The 17,314-nt window shown below is 69.4% G+C and carries 18 protein-coding genes and 1 tRNA gene; 14 read left to right on the forward strand and 5 right to left on the reverse strand.

What is annotated here, in order from left to right:
* The first annotated feature begins 3 nt into the window (after window positions 1-3).
* On the forward strand, window positions 4-1,833 hold the full coding sequence (typA, locus tag AC1PZ7_RS05360; RefSeq protein ID WP_482358475.1) for a translational GTPase TypA: 1,830 nt from the start codon (window positions 4-6) through the stop codon (window positions 1,831-1,833).
* Window positions 1,834-1,972: 139 nt separating this feature from the next.
* Window positions 1,973-2,482, forward strand: a complete 510-nt coding sequence (locus tag AC1PZ7_RS05365) for a GNAT family N-acetyltransferase (RefSeq protein WP_482358476.1) — start codon at window positions 1,973-1,975, stop codon at window positions 2,480-2,482.
* Between the two features lie 48 nt (window positions 2,483-2,530).
* On the opposite strand, the gene AC1PZ7_RS05370 is transcribed toward AC1PZ7_RS05365, so the two are convergent.
* Window positions 2,531-2,866 (reverse strand): DUF167 family protein, encoded by a 336-nt coding sequence (locus AC1PZ7_RS05370; RefSeq protein WP_482358477.1) that lies wholly within the window; start codon window positions 2,864-2,866, stop codon window positions 2,531-2,533.
* Window positions 2,863-3,147: a YggT family protein gene (locus AC1PZ7_RS05375; RefSeq protein ID WP_482358478.1), complete on the reverse strand. Its 285-nt coding sequence runs from the start codon at window positions 3,145-3,147 to the stop codon at window positions 2,863-2,865. The genes AC1PZ7_RS05370 and AC1PZ7_RS05375 overlap by 4 nt, the downstream gene beginning before the upstream one ends.
* Before the next feature lie 170 nt (window positions 3,148-3,317).
* On the opposite strand from AC1PZ7_RS05375, the gene AC1PZ7_RS05380 reads away from it, so the two are divergent.
* Together AC1PZ7_RS05380 and AC1PZ7_RS05385 are read left to right on the forward strand one after the other, a co-directional pair.
* Window positions 3,318-3,393: transfer RNA gene (locus AC1PZ7_RS05380), tRNA-Ala, on the forward strand.
* Between the two features lie 586 nt (window positions 3,394-3,979).
* On the forward strand, window positions 3,980-4,282 hold the full coding sequence (locus tag AC1PZ7_RS05385) for a hypothetical protein (protein ID WP_482358479.1): 303 nt from the start codon (window positions 3,980-3,982) through the stop codon (window positions 4,280-4,282).
* A gap of 130 nt (window positions 4,283-4,412) precedes the next feature.
* Here the strand turns inward: AC1PZ7_RS05385 and AC1PZ7_RS05390 are convergent, their stop codons facing one another.
* The 3 genes from AC1PZ7_RS05390 to AC1PZ7_RS05400 are packed head-to-tail and all read right to left on the reverse strand — an operon-like array spanning window position 4,413 to window position 7,110.
* Window positions 4,413-5,081 carry a response regulator transcription factor gene (locus AC1PZ7_RS05390; RefSeq protein WP_482358480.1) on the reverse strand — a complete coding sequence of 223 codons (669 nt, stop codon included), beginning with the start codon at window positions 5,079-5,081 and terminating at the stop codon, window positions 4,413-4,415.
* Window positions 5,078-6,532, reverse strand: a complete 1,455-nt coding sequence (locus AC1PZ7_RS05395) for an ATP-binding protein (RefSeq protein ID WP_482358481.1) — start codon at window positions 6,530-6,532, stop codon at window positions 5,078-5,080. The genes AC1PZ7_RS05390 and AC1PZ7_RS05395 overlap by 4 nt, the downstream gene beginning before the upstream one ends.
* Window positions 6,529-7,110, reverse strand: coding sequence for a hypothetical protein (locus tag AC1PZ7_RS05400; protein ID WP_482358482.1), 582 nt, complete (start codon window positions 7,108-7,110; stop codon window positions 6,529-6,531). Before AC1PZ7_RS05400 ends, AC1PZ7_RS05395 begins: the two co-directional genes overlap by 4 nt.
* A 449-nt stretch (window positions 7,111-7,559) precedes the next feature.
* Here AC1PZ7_RS05400 and AC1PZ7_RS05405 point away from each other — a divergent pair, with 449 nt between their 5' ends.
* The 10 genes from AC1PZ7_RS05405 to AC1PZ7_RS05450 all read left to right on the forward strand — a co-directional run bounded on the left by AC1PZ7_RS05405 (window position 7,560) and on the right by AC1PZ7_RS05450 (window position 17,309).
* Window positions 7,560-9,464: a methanol/ethanol family PQQ-dependent dehydrogenase gene (locus tag AC1PZ7_RS05405; protein WP_482358483.1), complete on the forward strand. Its 1,905-nt coding sequence runs from the start codon at window positions 7,560-7,562 to the stop codon at window positions 9,462-9,464.
* 166 nt (window positions 9,465-9,630) lie between these two features.
* Complete coding sequence (moxJ, locus tag AC1PZ7_RS05410) at window positions 9,631-10,515, forward strand: methanol oxidation system protein MoxJ (protein ID WP_482358484.1); 885 nt, start codon at window positions 9,631-9,633, stop codon at window positions 10,513-10,515.
* 79 nt (window positions 10,516-10,594) lie between these two features.
* Window positions 10,595-11,188, forward strand: a complete 594-nt coding sequence (gene moxG / locus AC1PZ7_RS05415) for a cytochrome c(L), periplasmic (RefSeq protein WP_482358485.1) — start codon at window positions 10,595-10,597, stop codon at window positions 11,186-11,188.
* A 44-nt stretch (window positions 11,189-11,232) separates the two neighbouring features.
* A complete protein-coding gene (locus AC1PZ7_RS05420; protein ID WP_482358486.1) occupies window positions 11,233-11,550 on the forward strand; it encodes a methanol dehydrogenase [cytochrome c] subunit in 318 nt (105 codons plus the stop codon).
* A gap of 205 nt (window positions 11,551-11,755) precedes the next feature.
* Window positions 11,756-12,787 carry an AAA family ATPase gene (locus AC1PZ7_RS05425; protein WP_482358487.1) on the forward strand — a complete coding sequence of 344 codons (1,032 nt, stop codon included), beginning with the start codon at window positions 11,756-11,758 and terminating at the stop codon, window positions 12,785-12,787.
* Window positions 12,784-13,641: a DUF58 domain-containing protein gene (locus tag AC1PZ7_RS05430; RefSeq protein WP_482358488.1), complete on the forward strand. Its 858-nt coding sequence runs from the start codon at window positions 12,784-12,786 to the stop codon at window positions 13,639-13,641. Before AC1PZ7_RS05425 ends, AC1PZ7_RS05430 begins: the two co-directional genes overlap by 4 nt.
* Window positions 13,642-14,568, forward strand: a complete 927-nt coding sequence (locus AC1PZ7_RS05435; RefSeq protein WP_482358489.1) for a nonribosomal peptide synthetase MxaA — start codon at window positions 13,642-13,644, stop codon at window positions 14,566-14,568.
* Window positions 14,565-15,638 (forward strand): vWA domain-containing protein, encoded by a 1,074-nt coding sequence (locus tag AC1PZ7_RS05440; RefSeq protein ID WP_482358490.1) that lies wholly within the window; start codon window positions 14,565-14,567, stop codon window positions 15,636-15,638. Before AC1PZ7_RS05435 ends, AC1PZ7_RS05440 begins: the two co-directional genes overlap by 4 nt.
* Before the next feature lie 85 nt (window positions 15,639-15,723).
* A complete protein-coding gene (locus tag AC1PZ7_RS05445; RefSeq protein WP_482358491.1) occupies window positions 15,724-16,284 on the forward strand; it encodes a hypothetical protein in 561 nt (186 codons plus the stop codon).
* A 20-nt stretch (window positions 16,285-16,304) separates the two neighbouring features.
* Complete coding sequence (locus AC1PZ7_RS05450) at window positions 16,305-17,309, forward strand: vWA domain-containing protein (RefSeq protein ID WP_482359572.1); 1,005 nt, start codon at window positions 16,305-16,307, stop codon at window positions 17,307-17,309.
* Window positions 17,310-17,314: the final 5 nt, after the last annotated feature.

Here is a 17,314-nt window from a genome sequence, read left to right on the forward strand (position 1 = left end):
CATATGAAGCTGCGCAACATCGCCATCATCGCCCACGTCGACCACGGCAAGACCACGCTGGTGGACGAACTGCTCAAGCAGTCCGGCTCTTACCGTGAGAACCAGCGCGTCGCCGAGCGTGTGATGGATTCGAACGACCTCGAAAAAGAGCGCGGCATCACCATCCTCGCCAAGGCCACCTCGGTGGTCTGGAAGGACACCCGGATCAACATCGTCGACACCCCCGGCCACGCCGATTTCGGCGGCGAGGTGGAGCGCATCCTGAACATGGTGGACGGCGCCATCGTGCTGGTGGACGCCGCCGAAGGCCCGATGCCGCAGACCAAGTTCGTGGTCGGCAAGGCGCTCAAGGTCGGTCTTCGCCCGATCGTCGCCATCAACAAGGTCGACCGCTCCGACGCCCGCGCGCAGGAAGTCATCAACGAGGTGTTCGACCTGTTCGCGGCGCTCGACGCCACCGACGACCAGCTCGACTTCCCGATCCTCTACGGCTCCGGCCGCAATGGCTGGATGGCCGACAGCCCGGAAGGCCCGCAGGACCAGGGCATGGCGCCGCTGTTCGACCTGGTGCTGAAGCATGTGCCCGAGCCGACCGTCGACGACGGCCCGTTCCGCATGATCGGCACGCTGCTGGAAGCCAACCCCTTCCTCGGCCGCATGATCACCGGGCGCATCACCTCCGGCTCGATCAAGCCGAACCAGTCGGTCAAGGTGCTGGCGCAGGACGGCTCGCTGGTCGAGCAGGGCCGCGTCTCCAAGATCCTCGCCTTCCGCGGCATCGAGCGCCAGCCGATCGAGGAAGGCGTGCAGGGCGACATCATCGCCATCGCCGGCCTCTCCAAGGGCACCGTGGCCGACACCTTCTGCGATCTCAGCGTCGATGCGCCGCTGAAGGCGCAGCCGATCGACCCGCCGACCGTCACCATGTCCTTCATCGTCAACGATTCGCCGCTGGCCGGCACCGAGGGCGACAAGGTCACCAGCCGCGTCATCCGCGACCGCCTGCTGCGCGAGGCGGAAGGCAATGTGGCGCTGAAGATCGAAGAGTCGTCCGACAAGGATTCGTTCTTCGTGTCCGGCCGCGGCGAGCTCCAGCTTTCCGTGCTGATCGAGACCATGCGCCGCGAGGGCTTCGAGATCGCGGTTTCCCGCCCGCGCGTGGTCTTCACCAAGGACGAGACGAGCGGCGAGATTCTCGAGCCGATCGAGGAAGTGCTGATCGACGTCGACGAGGAATATTCCGGCGTTGTCGTGCAGAAGATGAGCGAGCGCCGCGCCGAGATGGTGGAGATGCGCCCCTCCGGCGGCAGCCGCCAGCGCCTGGTGTTCTACGCCCCGACCCGTGGCCTCATCGGCTATCAGGGCGAGCTGATGACCGACACGCGCGGCACCGCCATCATGAACCGGCTGTTCCACGCCTACCAGCCGCATCGCGGCGAGATCCCCGGCCGCCGCAACGGCGTGCTGATCTCCAACGAGGCCGGCGAGGCGGTGGCCTATGCGCTGTGGAACCTCGAGGATCGCGGCCCGATGATGATCGAGCCCGGCTGGAAGGTCTATCAGGGCATGATCGTCGGCGAGCACAACCGCGAGAACGACCTCGAGGTGAACGTTCTCAAGGGCAAGAAGCTCACCAACATCCGCACCACCTCCAAGGACGAGGCGGTGCGCCTCACCCCGCCGATCCGCATGACGCTGGAGCGTTCGCTGGCCTGGATCCAGGACGACGAACTGGTCGAGGTGACGCCGAAGTCGATCCGCATCCGCAAGCGCTTCCTCGACCCGAACGAGCGCAAGCGCGAGGAGCGCCGCAAGGAGGCCGAGGGCGTCTGATCGCCCCCGGTCGGCGGGTCTCATGACCCAGCGGCATATCCCGGCGGCGTGGCACATCTGCCACGCCCTGGTGGATCGATCGTGCTTTTTGCGATGAAAGCCCTTGATCCCGGGGAGCGCATTTGCTCCCATCTGCTCGATGAGCACGCTTCTTGTCGAGACACGCCGGGCACGCCCGGCCGATGCTGACGACGTCGCCGAGATCCATGACTCGGCCTGGCGTGCCTCGTATCGCGGCCTGATCCCCGGCGCCGAGCTCGAGAAGATGATCCAGCGGCGCGGCCCCGGCTGGTGGGAGACCGCGCTCAAGCGCGGCTCGCGCGTCATCGTGCTCACCTTCGGCGACGCGGTGGCCGGCTACGCCAATCTCGGCCGCAACCGCGCCCGCGGCCTGCCCTATGAGGGCGAGATCTACGAGCTTTACCTGCGCCCGGAATATCAGGGCCTCGGCTTCGGCCGGCGGCTGTTCCTGGATGCGCGCAAGGAACTGGCCAGCGCCGGCTTCGAGGGGATGGCGGTGTGGGCGCTGGCGGCCAATGACCAGGCGGTCGGCTTCTACCGCGCCATGGGCGGCCTCGGCGTCGCCCGCTCGACCGAGACCTTCGGCGGCCGCGCGCTGGAGAAGCTGGCCTTCGGCTGGAACGGCTGAGCGCGCCCGCGCTCCCTCGCCATCACATCCCTGTCGTCGCGACGAGGCTCAGCTGCCCGCCAGCGCCTGCAGACGCGCGGCGATGTCGGCGGCATCGCCGCTCAGCCGGAAGCTCTTGGTGCGGCCGGTGGCGCCGGAAACCAGCTCCACCCGCGAGGGCGCGATGCCCGCCGCCTTGGCGAGCAGCCGGGCCAGCGCCGTATTCGCCTTGCCGTCTTCCGCGACCACGCTGACGCGGGCCTTGAGGGCGGAGCGGCCGTCGCCAAGCATCACCAGGCCGTCGATCGCGTCCCGCCCGCCGCGCGGCGTCGCCCGCACCGTCACCACGACCGAATCAGCCGCCAGTGTCCACGGCAGGGGGGCGCTCGGCGAGGGCGTGCTCACGCCCCCGCCACGACCTCGAAGACGAGGTTGCGGATGAAATAGAGCAGGATGATCAGGATGACCGGCGAGATGTCGATGCCGCCCAGATTGGGCAACACGCGCCGCAGCGGCGCCAGCGCCGGCTCCGTCACCCGCCAGAGGAATTCGCCGACGCTGCGGACGAACTGGTTCTGCGGATTGACCACGTTGAAGGCCACCAGCCAGGACAGGATGGCCGAGCCGATGAGAATCCAGACGTAGAGCGTGATCAGCGTGTCGAACAGCCAGAGAAGCGAGTACATCGGGAGCCTCGGAACGGGGGCGGGAGCACGGCGCGCGAACGGCCGTCCAGCATGATGCTTAATGGCGCCGCCGCATCGCGGCAACCCTGATTCACAACCCAGCGGGGTCGCCATGCGCAGCCGCCTTGACAGCGGGGCGGCGGCGAACGTACAAGGCGCGCCTGATGTCTGGGGCCGTAGCTCAGTTGGGAGAGCGCTGCAATCGCACTGCAGAGGTCAGGGGTTCAAATCCCCTCGGCTCCACCATTCAGACACCTCCCTGATTCGACACCATAGCGAAACACCCCGGCGCCCGGCTGCGTGCACGGGCATCCGAAGCCGCGCCTGATCGCCGATCCGGGCGACCTTCGGCAGATGTCGACGGCATCGTCCGGGAATGACCGGGATCCACAGCGCCGTCTTCGCTATTGGCGCACACGGCCGCGAGGCGGACGAGCGCGGAAGGCCGGCCGGCGGGTATGCGGGCCGCGCGCCTCGGCGCTCCTGCTTGACACCGCGGCTTGACACCGCCCGTGCGAGGCTCGACGCTGGCGCCATGTCCGACCCGCAGCGCACCACCCTTTACATCATCATCCTCGGCGTCATCGCCGTGGTCGCGGGCACCCTGATCGTTGGCGAGGGGCCGCTTCTGAGCAGGCTTCTGCCCTAGCGACGGCGGAAATCGGCGGGGCGTCGGTCGGGGGCATCGATCGGGGACACGCGCCAAGCTCGCTCTCGCCGGCGGCTCCGGAGGTTGCTCGGGAATCTCCCTCACCCCGCGAGCGGCGGGCTTTTTCGCGGGCCGTCCTGCTGATAGCATCGGTCGACGCAAGAGCATGACCGGGAGTGCACGATGAACAAGATGCCGCCTGCCTGCCTGCTGGCCGGGCTCCTGGCCTGCTCCCTGCTGATCGCCGCTCCGGTGGCGCCGGCCCTGGCGCAGGAAACCGGCACCCGTGCGGGGGGCCTGAAGGGGCCGTTGCCGCCGGCTCCCGACCTGATCGCTCCCAATTCCGGCCCGGATCAGCCGGCGCCGCTGACGGGCGAGCTGGTGCCGATACCACCGGGCGTGCCGCCGGAGGGGGCGGCTGCGGACATCAAGCTGCCGGACTGCGCGCCGCCGAACTGCGGCACGCCGGAGATCATGGCGGAGTAGCGCGCCTCACGTGCACCGCCTCACGTGCCACCTCACCGCACCGCCTTCGCGGGGCGGCGGGACGGCGCCGTGTATGGCGCGCGGATGGCCTTGTCGGGGAGGCGACCGCCGGCCCCTTCGTCCGGCGTGGTCAGGACAGCCGGGTGGCCCCGCGCATGCCGGTGTTGAGCGGCGAGGTCGACAGGTACTGGATGGAGCGGCGCACCAGCTCGGGCAGGCTGGTCGCCCCGAGCTTCGACTTGAGCGCCGAGCAGGTATTGGCGACGGTCTTGTAGCTGACGCCGAGCTCGGCGGCGATGTTGGCGTAGTCCTTCCCCTCGGCCAGCAGCGAGAGCGTCTGCAGTTCGCGCGGGGTGATGTCGGCGAGCGGGGCGGTCTTGCGCGAGCCCAGCAGCGCGACCTGCATGGCAAGGTCGTGGCTCATATAGTGCTGGCCGCGCCGCACCTTGTCGAACGCCTCCAGCAGGGAGCTGGAGGAGGTGTCCTTCAGCACGTAGCCATTGGCGCCGGCCTCCAGCGCGCGGCTGGCGATCACCGGATCGCCATGCATGGAGAAGACCAGGATGGGCGTGCGCGGGCTCTGCGCGCGCAGCCGGTGCACCAGCATCAGGCCGCTCAGCCCGTTGCCCTGAAGGGCGAGGTCGATGATCACCACGTCCGGCTTCTCGCGGCGGAACAGGCGGTAGCCCGCGAGCAGTGTGCTGGCTTCCAGCACCTGCTCGACGCCGGCATCCTCCAGCAGGCGCCGGCAGCCCTGCAGCACGATGGGGTGGTCGTCGATCACCAATACGCTCGTCATGTCGCGACTACCTTCTCGGGCGTGGCCGGCTGGCCGGTCTCGCCGGGGGGGACGGGAATGCAGATCTCGACGCGGGTGCCGCGCCGCGCGGCGGGCAGGATGCGCCAGCTTCCCCCGAGCGCGCCGATGCGCTCCTCGATGCCGATGAGGCCGAAGCCGGGCGGCGCGCCCGGCGGCATGCCGGCGCCATCATCCTCGACGACGACGACGAGCCGGCGCGCGGCACGGTCGCCGCGGACCTCGATGACGATGTTCCCGGCGTCGCCGTGGCGCAGGGCGTTGGTCACGGCTTCCTGGATGCAGCGATAGACGGTGATGTCGATGCTGTCGCCGTAACGCTCGGCGAGTCCTTGCGTGGCGAGGCGGAAATGGCGGCCCGGCGAATGGCCCTCGAAATCCGCCACCAGGTCGGCGATGACCGCCGCGAGCGGCACATGGCCGAGCGCCATCGGCCGGATCTTGCGCAGCAGCCGGCGGTTGAGACCCTGGATGCGGTCCAGTATCTCGAGCATGGTGGTCGCGCGCTCGCCGATGCGCTCGCCGATCTCCGGCTCGGCGCGGGCCGCCAGCCGTTCCACCGACGCCAGATTGGCGCGCAGGCCGAAGACGCAGGGGCCGAGCTCGTCATGCAGGTCGGAGGCGATCTGGCGGCGCTCGTCGTCCTGCACGCGGATGAGGCGCTCATTGAGCCGGGCATTGTCGTCGCGGGCGAGCTTGAGCGCGGCGCCGAGGGCGTTGAAGCGGTCGGCGATCAGCGCCAGCTCGCGCACGCTTGGCGCGGGCAGGCGATGATCGAAGCGGCCGGCCTCCAGCGCGTGGAGGCCGGAGGAGAGCGTCCGCAGCGGCATCAGCAGCCGGCCCAGCACGACATAGAGCGCGACCAGTATGGCGAGGTTCACCGCGGCCGCGAGCAAAGCGAGGTCGGACATGTCCTGCCAGACCTCGGCGATCTCGTCGGAGGCCTCGCCCGCCACGTGTACCGTGCCGATCCGCTGGCCGTTCTCGATGACCGGGATGACGGTCTGCGTCCCGTCGACCGATACCAGCGCGGTGAACCAGCCGGGGACCTCCTCGTGCTCCTCGTCCTGGTCGGGATCGGCGGCGGGCGGGTCGATGTCGATCGCCCGGCCGGCCGCATCCTCGATGCGGATGCGCGCATGCCGCAGGCCGCTGACATGAAGCGGGAGCTGGGCCAGCGAGCCGGTGCCGTCCTGCGCGCTGGCCAGCCGCTCGACCGTCTCCTCGACGAATCGCTCGGCGACGGCCAGCGAGGAGAGCATCTCCACCTCCGTGGCGCGGCGGGCATTGGCGATGATGACCACCACCGCCACCAGCGCCGCGCACAGATTGACCGCGATCACCGCCGCCATGACCTGCCAGCGCAGCGAGCGGCGGTGCCAGGGGTTGAAGGCGGACGGGTTGGAGGCCGTCTCCGGCATGAAGGCGTTCATGGCTGGGCTCCCGTCCCCGACGCCGGGGCGGCGCCGTTTCCGGCATTGCTCGGCTCGGCGCGCAGCGCGGCGAAGGCCGCCTCGCGCGACAGGCCCTGGACGCGCAGATTGTAATAGTGCTGGCACAGGTCGCTGAAGCCGGCCCGCGCGCCCGGCGCGGCGAGGGTGGAGAAGTCGGCCATGATCTGCCGGGCGCTCTCCTCGATGCCGATCTCGCCCAGCATGGTTTCGAGCTGCGCGGCGCGGTTGGCGATCATGCGGTCGGTCTCGCCGAAGCGCGCGTCGGCATCCTCCAGCCGCGCCCGCCAGGCGGCGATAGCGGGGGCGCCGGCCGCCACGTCGGTGCCCGCCTCGCGGCTGGCCAGCCAGATGTCGGGCGGCGTGCCGTCGGTCGGCTGAAGCCAGGTCTTGCCGGCGATGACGTTTGCGGCCGGCGCCGCCACCCGCTCGCGGGTCTCCGGCTCGCGCGCCTCCGGTTCACGCGTCTCCTGCTCGCCGCCGCCGGGGCAGCCGGCGAGGGCGAAGGCGAGGGCGGCGCCGAGCAGGGCGCGCGCGCGAGGCAGCACAGTAACGGTCATCTATACTTATGAGCTTCTTATAAGCTTAACTGAGCAAAAACTTATTTTGGCTGCTCGACTCCCGGATCGCAGACGCGGCATCGAAGGTTCGACGACAGAGAGCCGGCTGCGAGACTCGTTCAAGGCCCTGAGAGGAAACCACTTTTAACGCATCCCGACAAGGCTTTCGGGAGCAGGCGGTGCATTCTCACGGGTTTCGGGGAAAAGTTCCCGACTAGAATTTCCATTTTGCCTAAAGACATTAATTGGCTTCGAGGCAAACAATAGTCGCATAAACAATAACATCTTGAAAAATTCATAAGAATTCTACCCCGCTCCGACAATACAGCTCACGGAAACGCCATGTGCCGTGGGCTGCGCGGGGAGAATCGAAGAAGTCCGCCTCCGTCCGGCGCAAGCCGGGGGTAACGCGGAACGGCCTGGGAATAGGAAACGCGAGGGAATACCCAATGAGCCGACTGCACTCTTCGGTGTCCGTGGTCACCGTCGCCGCCGCTCTGGCGGCCGCGGTGAGCTTCGGCGCCTCGGCGCCGGCGGTTGCCAACGACAAGCTCGTCGAGCTGTCGAAAAGCACCGACAATTGGCCGATGACCGGCAAGAACTACAGCGCCAACAACTACAGTGAGGCGAACCAGATCACCAAGGAGAACGTCAAGCAGCTTCGTCCTGCCTGGTCGTTCTCCACCGGCGTGCTGTCGGGCCATGAGGGCACGCCCCTCGTCGTCGACGGCGTGATGTACATCCACTCGCCCTTCCCCAACACGACCTTCGCGGTCGGGCTGGACGACCCGGGCAAGATCCTGTGGCAGCACAAGCCGAAGCAGAACCCGACCGCCCGCGCGGTCGCCTGCTGCGACGTCGTCAACCGCGGCCTCGCCTACTGGCCGGGCAACGGGACGGTCGGCCCGCTGATCGTCAAGACCCAGCTCGACGGCCATGTCGTGGCGCTCAACGCCAAGACCGGCGAGGAGTTCTGGAAGCTCGAGAACTCCGACATCAAGGTCGGCTCGACGCTCACCATCGCCCCCTACGTCGTGAAGGACACCGTGCTGGTCGGCTCCTCGGGCGCCGAACTCGGCGTGCGCGGCTACGTCACCGCCTATGACATGGCGACCGGCGCCCAGAAGTGGCGCGCCTATGCCACCGGCCCGGACGAGGAAGTGCGTCTCTCCGACGACTTCAACAGCGCCAACCCGCATTACGGCCAGAAGGGCCTGGGCAAGGCGACCTGGGAAGGCGAGGCGTGGAAGATCGGCGGCGGCACCAACTGGGGCTGGTACGCCTTCGACCCGGACACCAACCTCTTCTACTACGGCTCGGGCAACCCGGCGCCGTGGAACGAGACCATGCGTCCGGGCGATAACAAGTGGACCATGACCATCTGGGGTCGCGACATCGACACCGGCAATGCCAAGTTCGGCTACCAGAAGACCCCGCATGACGAGTGGGACTATGCCGGCGTCAACGTCATGATGCTCTCCGAGCAGAAGGACAAGGAAGGGAAGATGCGCAAGCTTCTCACCCATCCCGACCGCAACGGCATCGTCTATTCGCTCGACCGCACCAATGGCGACCTCGTCTCGGCCGACAAGATCGACGACACGGTCAACTGGGTGAAGAAGGTCGACCTGAAGACCGGCCTGCCCGAGCGCGACCCGGAATACGGGACCCGCATGGACCACAAGGGGCGTGACATCTGCCCCTCGGCGATGGGCTACCACAACCAGGGCCATGACTCCTACGATCCGGAGCGCAAGTCCTTCTTCATGGGCATCAACCACATCTGCATGGATTGGGAGCCCTTCATGCTCCCCTACCGTGCCGGCCAGTTCTTCGTCGGTGCGACCCTGTGGATGTATCCCGGCCCGAAGGGTGACCGCCAGACCTATGAAGGTCTCGGTCAGGTGAAGGCCTATGATGCCATCAACAACAAGTTCAAGTGGCAGGTGATGGAGCGCTTCGCGGCGTGGGGTGGCACGCTCGCCACCGCTGGCGGCGTGATGTTCTACGGCACGCTGGACGGCTTCATCAAGGCGCGCGACAGCGACACCGGCGAGCTGCTCTGGAAGTTCAAGCTGCCCTCCGGCGTCATCGGCCACCCGATGACCTACACCCATGACGGCAAGCAGTACGTCGCCATCTATTACGGCGTCGGCGGCTGGCCGGGTGTCGGCCTGGTGTTCGACCTCAACGACCCGACCGCCGGCCTCGGCTCGGTGGGCGCCTTCAAGCAGCTCCAGCACTACACCCAGATGGGTGGCGGCGTGATGGTGTTCTCGCTGAACGGCGACGGCCCCTACAGCGATCCGAATGTCGGCGAATACTCGACCAACGTGATCCAGGGTGGCGGCTGATCCCGCCCAAGCCTGACGGCCGCCCGCCGCGCCCCTCCTGACGCGGCGGGCGGCCACGTCACCCGGGTCCGCTGACCCGCCTTCCCGCACCAGCTGCGGGGCGCCGGGGCCGGCTCCGGATCCTGCGTCCGCCTCAGAACCCACCTCGGTCAAGGAGGATCCAACCATGTCCAAGCGACAGGCCATTAGCCGGCTATCACTAGCCGTTGCCGGCCTCGCCTTCTCGGGGTTCGCCTTCGCCGGCCTCGCGGCCGCCGCGACGGTCGAGGCCGACAAGACCGCCGGCCGCAATCCCAACGAGCTGCGCATCTGCGCCTCCAATGTCGAGGCGCCTTTCTCGGCCGCCGATTCCAGCGGCTTCGAGGATCGCATCGCCACGGTGCTGGCGCAGGCCATGGGCCGCAAGCCGGTGTTCGTGCGCTCCGACCAGCCGGGCATCTATCTGGTGCGTGACCAGCTCGACAAGAACAACTGCGACCTCGTCATGGGCGTGGATGTCGGCGACGAGCGCATGCTCACCTCCAAGCCCTATTACCGCACCGGCTATGTCCTGGTGACCAAGGCCGACCGCGACATCACCACGGGCGACTGGGAAGATCAGCAGATCAAGGACCAGACCCGCTTCGCCGTCCGCTTCTACTCGCCGGCCGAGACCATGCTCAAGCGCATCGGCCGCTTCGAGGACAACGCGGCCTACATGTATTCGCTGGTCAACTTCAAGTCGCGCCGCAACCAGTGGGTCCAGGTGCCGGGCGACCGGATCGTGACCGAGGTCGCCAGCGGCGAGGCCGATGTCGGCATCGCCTTCGCGCCGGAAGTCGCGCGCTACGTGAAGTCCTCCACCACGCCGCTGCGCATGACGGTGATCACCAGGGACATCGACCGGCCGAACGACAAGCCGATCCCGATGCATTACGACCAGGCGATCGGCGTGCGCAAGAACGATCCCGCCTTGCTCGTGGAGATCAACACGGCGCTGGAGAAGGCCCGGCCGCAGATCGAGCAGATCCTGACGCAGGAAGGCATTCCGCTGCTCGAGCCCAACACCTGATCCCTATCGACCCGGACCGGCGGGCTCGCGCGCGAGCCGCCGGCGCCGCCCCTCGATCTCGCGATGTGAACAAGGTTCGATGAAGAAGACGATTTTCACGAAGAAGGCGGCCGTCCTGCTCCTTGCCGGCGCCCTCGGGGCCGGTGCGGCCGGGCTCGGGGCCCGTGCCGCGATCATGCTGACCAATACCATCACCGGACAGCCGCTCGATCTGGCGGAGGCACCCGAGGAGGGGCGCGACACCGAGGCGGTCAAGGTCTTCCTGGAGACGGGGAAGAACATCTATGTCGAGAATCCCGTCTGCCTGCCGAAGGCGCACGAACTCTTCCTCTCCATGTGCTCGGGCTGCCACGGGCATTACGGGGAAGGCAAGATCGGGCCCGGCCTGAACGATTCCTACTGGACCTACCCGAAGAACGAGACCGACCAGGGTCTGTTCGAGACGATCTTCGGTGGCGCGAACGGGCAGATGGGCCCGATGTATGGCGCGCTGAACATGAACGAGATGCTGCTCGTCATGTCCTGGGTCCGGCACCTCTACAAGGACGATCCGAAGGGCGCGGTCTGGCTGACCAGCGAGCAGCGCAGCAAGTTCAAGCCCTTCGACGCGAACGCCAAGCATGTCGAGCCAGCCGAAGAGCTGCCCGAAATGTGCGGCGGACCGGCGGGCTGAAACACGCCGGCAGAAGACGGGTGGAAACGACGAGGAGACTGAACATGAGCATCATCGATCGCAGCGTTAAGTGTGCCTTTGCTGTCGCCGGCGCCGGGGCTCTGGCCCTCGCCATGGTGGGCGGTGCGAACGCCTATGACGGCACCAACTGCAAGGCGCCCGGCAATTGCTGGGAAGCCAAGCCGGGCTACCCCGACAAGGTCGCCGGTTCCAAGTACGACCCCAAGCACGATCCGAAGGAGCTGAACAAGCAGTCGGAATCGATCAAGGCCATGGAAGCGCGCAATGCGCAGCGCGTCGCCAATTTCCAGAAGACCGGCACGTTCGTCTACGACGTGAACAAGATCCCGAGCGCCAACTGACGGTCTTCCGGCAAGACATTGCTTTCGAGAACCCACTTGCGGGCGGACGCCATTCTCCTGTCCGCCCCGCGATCCTCCGGGCCTAGCCGCCCGGTTTGTGGGCAACTGGCGCGGCCCACGCGAGCGGGCACTCCCGTTTGCGTGGGCCGCGCCCTTTTGGGGCGCCTGCTTTCGTTCGCCCCGTGTGCTTGAAGAGGTCTTCAGGATGCGCGTCGCTCGCGACACCGATTCCGTCCTGTCGGACTGGCAGGGCCAGGCGCTGCGCTTCGAGCGCGAGATCGGCAAGGTGGTGCTGGGACAGGAGCGGGTCATCCGCCTGCTCGCCATCGCCACCTTCGCCCGCGGCCATGTCCTGCTGGAGGGCGATGTCGGCGTCGGCAAGACCACCCTGCTGCGGGCCATGGCGCGCGCCATCGGCGGCGCCTTCGAGCGGATCGAGGGCACCATCGACCTGATGCCGACCGATCTCATCTACCACGCCCATCTCGGCGAGGACGGGCGGCCGCGCATCGATCCCGGCCCGCTGCTGCGGCAGGGCGAAGAGCTGTCCATCTTCTTCTTCAACGAGATAAATCGCGCCCGGCCGCAGGTGCATTCGCTGCTGCTGCGGCTGATGGCGGAACGCTCGGTCTCGGCGTTCAACCGCGAATACCGCTTCCCGCACGTCCAGGTCTTCGCCGACCGCAACCGGGTCGAGCGCGAGGAGACCTTCGAACTGCCGGCCGCCGCGCGCGACCGCTTCCTCATGGAGGTGCAGGTCGCCATGCCGGCGGAGACCGAGGCGCGCCGCAGCCTGGTCTTCGATCCGCGCTTCCACGACGTCGACGCGCTGCTGATGGAGGTCGAGAGCGGCGTGCTCGACCCGCAGGCGCTGGGCACCGTGGCGCGCACGATCCAGCTCGGCGTGCGCACCAGCCCGGCGCTGGAAGCCTATACGCTGGCGCTGTGGGAAGCGGTGCGCAACCCGGCGATGCTCGACCTCGAGATCGAGGGCGTGGACGCGGGACGCCTCATCCAGGGCGGCGCCAGCCCGCGCGGCATGAGCTACCTCGTGCGGGCGGCGCGCGTGCGCGCCTGGCTGGAAGGCCGCGACATGGTGGTGCCGGAGGACCTGCGCGCGGTGTTCCCGGAAGTGATGGCGCATCGCATCTTCATCGACCCGGTCTACGAGCTGCGCCGCGAGCGCATCGTCGGCGCGCTCATCGCCGGCGTGTTCGCCAGGGTGCCGGCGCCATGACGGCCGCCGGCGACGGCGAGCTGCGGCCGATCGCCTACCGGCTGCGCTGGCGGCCGGAAGGCATTTTCCCCGGCGCGCATCCCGGCCGCGGCGAGGGCGCCGAGGGCGAGTTCCGCCGCCATGTCTCGCTGCTGCGCCAGCCGGACCCGCGCCGCATCGACCTGCGCGTATCGCTGCGCGACCCCTTTGGCGAGCTGCATGTCCGCCAGTTCGCGCCGCGCCGCACGGTGCCGGTCGCCGCGCTGGTCGACCTGTCCGGCTCGATGCGCTTCGGCGAGGCGGTGGTCGGGCGCGTGGCGGATCTGTGCGCCGTGCTGGCGCTCTCGGCGGTGACTGCGGGCGACAGCTTCGCGCTGTTCGGCTGCGACGCGCATTTTCGCGAAGAGGCGAGCCTGCCGCTCGCGCGCCGGCGCGGGCTGGAGGCGGAAGTGCGCCAGCGCCTGCTCGCGGTCCGCCCGCGTGGCGCCGGCGCGGCGGGCCTGATGGAGGCCGCCGAGCGGCTGCCGGGCCGGCGCGGCCTGGTCTTCCTGATCTCCGATTTCCTCATGCCGGTCGGGGAGATCGAGCGCCTGCTCGATGCGCTGTGGCGGCACGACGTGGTGCCGGTGATCGTGCGCGACGGCGCGGTGGAGGAGCGGCTGCCGCGCTGGGGGCTGATGGAGGTCGCCGACCTCGAGACCGGCGCCGCGCGCCTCGTCTTCATGCGGCCCGGCTTGCGCGAGCGCTGGCGCGCGCAAGCGCAGGCCCGCCGGCAGGCGCTGGGGGCGCTGTTCAGCCGGCGCGGGCGCCGCCCCGTCGACCTCAAGGACGCGCTGGACAGCGACGCGCTGGCGCAGCGCCTGATGGAGGGGTGAATGGGGCGGCTCGCACCTGTGCTCCTGCTGCTGATCGCCCTGTTGCCGGCCTCCGGCCCGGCCCTGGCGCAGCTGCGCGGCGTCGAGCTCTACGCCCCGCGGCCCTTCGGCTACGCCATCGGCGACGTGGTCGCGCTCTCCGCCGAGATCGCGCTTGACGCGCCCTATGTGCTGGATGCGGCCTCGCTGCCGCCGCCGCGCGCGCTCGACTACTGGCTCGACCTGCGCGAGGCCCGGCTGACCGATCACGGTATCGTCGAGGGCGTGCATCGCTACACGCTCGATCTCGTCTACCAGACCTTCTACGCGCCGCTCGAACCGCGCCGGATGACGATTCCGCCGCTGGCGCTTTCGGCGATGGATGGCGAGAGGCGGGTGACGGTGCCGGTGCCGTCCTGGTCCTTCCTGATGTCGCCGCTGCGCGAGATCGTCGCCACCGGCCCGGGCTCGGCCATGGCGCTGCGGCCGGACATCGCGCCACGCCCGATTGCCACCGCCGGCACGGTGCGGGGGCTGCTCGCCGCGCTGGCCGTGGCGCTTTTCGCCTTCCTGCTGCTGGCCTGGCAGATGGGGTGGGGCCCGTTCGGCCGGCGCCGCGCGCGCCCCTTCGCCCGGGCCGCCCGTGCGATTTCCCCCGCCCTGGCGGGCCCCGGCGTTGGCGCGTCGGCCTATGGCGGCGCGCTGCTCGCCCTGCACCGGGCCTTTGACGCGACGGCGGGCAAGGGCGTCTTCGCCGAGGACCTGACGGCGTTCTTCGAGGGACATCCGGCCTTCCGGCAGGTCGAGGCCGAGGTGCGCCGGCTCTTCGAGGCCTCGCGGCGGGCGTTCTTCCGCGCCGACCCCGCCGGCGCGCAGAGCGATCTGCCGCCGCCGCAGCTCGTCGCGCTGGCACGCCGGCTGCGCGCGGTCGAGCGGGAGGCGTCATGAGCGGACTGGCGGCGACCGGGGGGTGGCTGACGCGGGACTGGGGCGTGGACCGCCCGCTGGTGCTGGCGCTGCTGGTCCTCGCCCTGCTTCCGCTGCTCGCCACGGTGTTCCGGCGGCGCGGCATCCCCGCCGCCTCCCTGGTGCCGGACGATCCGCTGTCGCGCGCCGTCTCGGTGGCGCTGCGGCTCGCCGGCTGCCTCGCCATCGCCGCGCTGGTGCTCGGCCTCGCCGGGCTGCACCGGCGCGCGCAGAGCGTGGAGCGCGAGGGCACCGGTGCGCATCTCGTGCTGCTACTCGACCGTTCGTCCAGCATGGACAACAGCTTCGCCGACCGCGCGCCGACCGGCGACCAGGAATCGAAATCCGCCGCCGCCAAGCGGCTGCTGGCGCAGTTCGTCGCGCGCCGCCCGCATGACCGCATCGCCGTCGCGGCCTTCTCGACCTCGCCCATGCCGGTGCTGCCGCTTACCGACCATCACGAGGTGGTGGATGCGGCGATCGACGCCATCGACCGGCCGGGTCTCGCCTTCACCGATGTCGGGCGCGGCCTGGCGCTGGCCTTCTCCTATTTCGCCGACGACACCGACGAGGCCTCGCGCGCCGTGTTGCTGGTCTCGGACGGGGCGGCGCTGATCGACCGGCGGGTGCAGGAGACGCTGCGCCAGGCGATCGCGCGCACGCCGGTGCATCTCTACTGGCTGTTCCTGCGCTCGCGCGGCTCGCCGGGCATCCATGACAAGCCGGCCTCGGGCGAGGACACACCGCAGTCCAATCCCGAGCGGCATCTCCACCTGTTTCTCGAAAGCCTCGGCGTACCCTACCGCGCCTTCGAGGCGACGAGCCCGCAGGCGGTGGCCGAGGCGATCACCGAGATCGACCGGCAGGAGACGCGGCCGATCCGCTATGTCGAGCGCATTCCCCGCCGCGACTATACGCGCCCGGCCTATGGCCTCGCGGGGGTGGCCGTCGCCCTGCTGTTCGCCGCCAAGCTCGCCGAGCGCCGGCTCGGCCCGACCACCGCTCGGCCGGCGGTGACCGCCCCGGTGGCGGAGATGAGGAGGGCGGCATGACGGCGTTCGGCATGAAGGCCTGCGGCACGAAGGCGTTCGGTATGAAGGCCTGCGGCAGTACGCCGTGCGGTGTTGGGAGAGTGCCATGAGCGCGGGACGCCTCGTCATCCTCGCGAGTTCTCTCGTGCTGGCGCTCAGCCTGGCGGCGGCGGCCTGGTTCGGCGGTCGGCTCTTCGTCGACCAGCGCGACAATGCGCTGATCGCCTCGCTGGTCTCCGGCCATGACCTTGCCGTCGGTCCGGACGATCCACCGGAACTGCTCTTCGCGCGGCTGCATTTCCTCGCCGTGCGCGACCGGCTCGACGAAGCGCAGCCGCTGCTCAACCGGCTGGCCTCGGGCGAGGACCGGCGGCTCGCCGTCGCCGCGCTCTACGACATGGCGAATGCGCGGCTGCGCGTGGCGATCGACCATCTCGGCTCCAACCGGATCGACCCGGCGATCCCGCTGGTGCGCCTCGCCAAGGACAATTACCGCCGCGCGCTGACGCTCGATCCCGGCCTGTGGGACGCCAAATACAATTTCGACGTCGCCATGCGGCTGGTGCGCGACTTCCCGCAGATCGACGTCGACGGCGAGGAGATGCCGCCGGAGGCCGCCAAGCGGCTGTGGACGGATCTCCCGGGCGTGCCGCAGGGGCTGCCATGAGCACGGCCATGAGCACGACCATGGGCACGGCCGCGCGCAGCGTTGGGAGGGCCGCCGTCGCCTTGATCCCGCGCGACTGGCGGAGCTGGCTGCTGCTGGCCGCGCTGCTGGCCATCCTGGCGGCGCTGCTGGCCCCGCGCATCGCCCTGACCGGCAATGTGCGCGACATCGTGCTGGTCATCGACGTGACCGGCAGCATGAACGTGCGTGATGCCGCCGTCGATGGCGCGCCGGCGTCGCGTCTCGCCGCGGCCAAGCAGGGCGCGCGCGACATCCTGGCCGGGCTGCCCTGCCAGTCGCGGCTCGGGCTCGCCATCTTCACCGAGCGGCGCAGCTTCCTGCTCTTCGAGCCGGCCGAGGTCTGCGAGAACTTCGCCGCCATCGACGGCGCCATAGACGGCCTCGACTGGCGCATGGCGTGGGAGGGCGACAGCTATGTCGCGCGCGGCGTCCATGCCGGCCTGGCCCTCGCCGCCGGCCTGAAGGCCGACCTCGTCTTCATGAGCGACGGCCATGAGGCGCCGCCCTTGGCGGGGGGCGCGCTTCCCGCCTTCGACGGCAAGCCGGGCGAGGTGGCCGGGCTGATCGTCGGCGTCGGCGGCGCCGAGCCCTCGCCGATTCCGAAGTTCGACGCGGACGGGCGCGAGGTCGGTTTCTACGCGGAAGAGGACGTGCCGCAGGAAAACCGCATGGGCCCGCCGCCGGCGGACGCGGCCTCGCGGGCCGGCTGGAATCCGCGCAACGCGCCCTGGGGCGGTGAGCCGGCCTCGGGCACCGAGCATCTCAGCGCGATGCGCGAGGAGCATCTGCGCGCGCTCGCCGCGCAGACCGGGCTCGGCTTCCTTGCGCTCGGCACCGCGCCTTCGCTTCTGGCCGCCGTCGAGGTCGATACGCGCCCGCGTCCGGTCGAGGTGCGGGTCGATGCCGCCATCGTGCCGGCCGCGCTGGCGCTGTTCTGCCTTGCCATTCTCTTCGGCCTCGGCGCCGCCACCTCGCGGCGCCCGGACCGGCTTCCCACCCAATGAAGGAA

Source organism: Ancylobacter sp. TW_SC_1, assembly GCF_056836805.1.

What these genes read in the sequence shown, in the direction of transcription:
- typA (WP_482358475.1), top strand. Translation starts at nt 4, where the DNA reads ATGAAGCTGCGCAACATCGCCATCATCGCCCACGTCGACCACGGCAAG.
- AC1PZ7_RS05365 (WP_482358476.1), top strand. Translation starts at nt 1,973, where the DNA reads ATGAGCACGCTTCTTGTCGAGACACGCCGGGCACGCCCGGCCGATGCT.
- AC1PZ7_RS05375 (WP_482358478.1), bottom strand. Translation starts at nt 3,147, where the DNA reads ATGTACTCGCTTCTCTGGCTGTTCGACACGCTGATCACGCTCTACGTC.
- AC1PZ7_RS05385 (WP_482358479.1), top strand. Translation starts at nt 3,980, where the DNA reads ATGAACAAGATGCCGCCTGCCTGCCTGCTGGCCGGGCTCCTGGCCTGC.
- AC1PZ7_RS05390 (WP_482358480.1), bottom strand. Translation starts at nt 5,081, where the DNA reads ATGACGAGCGTATTGGTGATCGACGACCACCCCATCGTGCTGCAGGGC.
- AC1PZ7_RS05395 (WP_482358481.1), bottom strand. Translation starts at nt 6,532, where the DNA reads ATGAACGCCTTCATGCCGGAGACGGCCTCCAACCCGTCCGCCTTCAAC.
- AC1PZ7_RS05400 (WP_482358482.1), bottom strand. Translation starts at nt 7,110, where the DNA reads ATGACCGTTACTGTGCTGCCTCGCGCGCGCGCCCTGCTCGGCGCCGCC.
- AC1PZ7_RS05405 (WP_482358483.1), top strand. Translation starts at nt 7,560, where the DNA reads ATGAGCCGACTGCACTCTTCGGTGTCCGTGGTCACCGTCGCCGCCGCT.
- moxJ (WP_482358484.1), top strand. Translation starts at nt 9,631, where the DNA reads ATGTCCAAGCGACAGGCCATTAGCCGGCTATCACTAGCCGTTGCCGGC.
- moxG (WP_482358485.1), top strand. Translation starts at nt 10,595, where the DNA reads ATGAAGAAGACGATTTTCACGAAGAAGGCGGCCGTCCTGCTCCTTGCC.
- AC1PZ7_RS05420 (WP_482358486.1), top strand. Translation starts at nt 11,233, where the DNA reads ATGAGCATCATCGATCGCAGCGTTAAGTGTGCCTTTGCTGTCGCCGGC.
- AC1PZ7_RS05425 (WP_482358487.1), top strand. Translation starts at nt 11,756, where the DNA reads ATGCGCGTCGCTCGCGACACCGATTCCGTCCTGTCGGACTGGCAGGGC.
- AC1PZ7_RS05430 (WP_482358488.1), top strand. Translation starts at nt 12,784, where the DNA reads ATGACGGCCGCCGGCGACGGCGAGCTGCGGCCGATCGCCTACCGGCTG.
- AC1PZ7_RS05435 (WP_482358489.1), top strand. Translation starts at nt 13,642, where the DNA reads ATGGGGCGGCTCGCACCTGTGCTCCTGCTGCTGATCGCCCTGTTGCCG.
- AC1PZ7_RS05440 (WP_482358490.1), top strand. Translation starts at nt 14,565, where the DNA reads ATGAGCGGACTGGCGGCGACCGGGGGGTGGCTGACGCGGGACTGGGGC.
- AC1PZ7_RS05445 (WP_482358491.1), top strand. Translation starts at nt 15,724, where the DNA reads ATGAGCGCGGGACGCCTCGTCATCCTCGCGAGTTCTCTCGTGCTGGCG.
- AC1PZ7_RS05450 (WP_482359572.1), top strand. Translation starts at nt 16,305, where the DNA reads ATGGGCACGGCCGCGCGCAGCGTTGGGAGGGCCGCCGTCGCCTTGATC.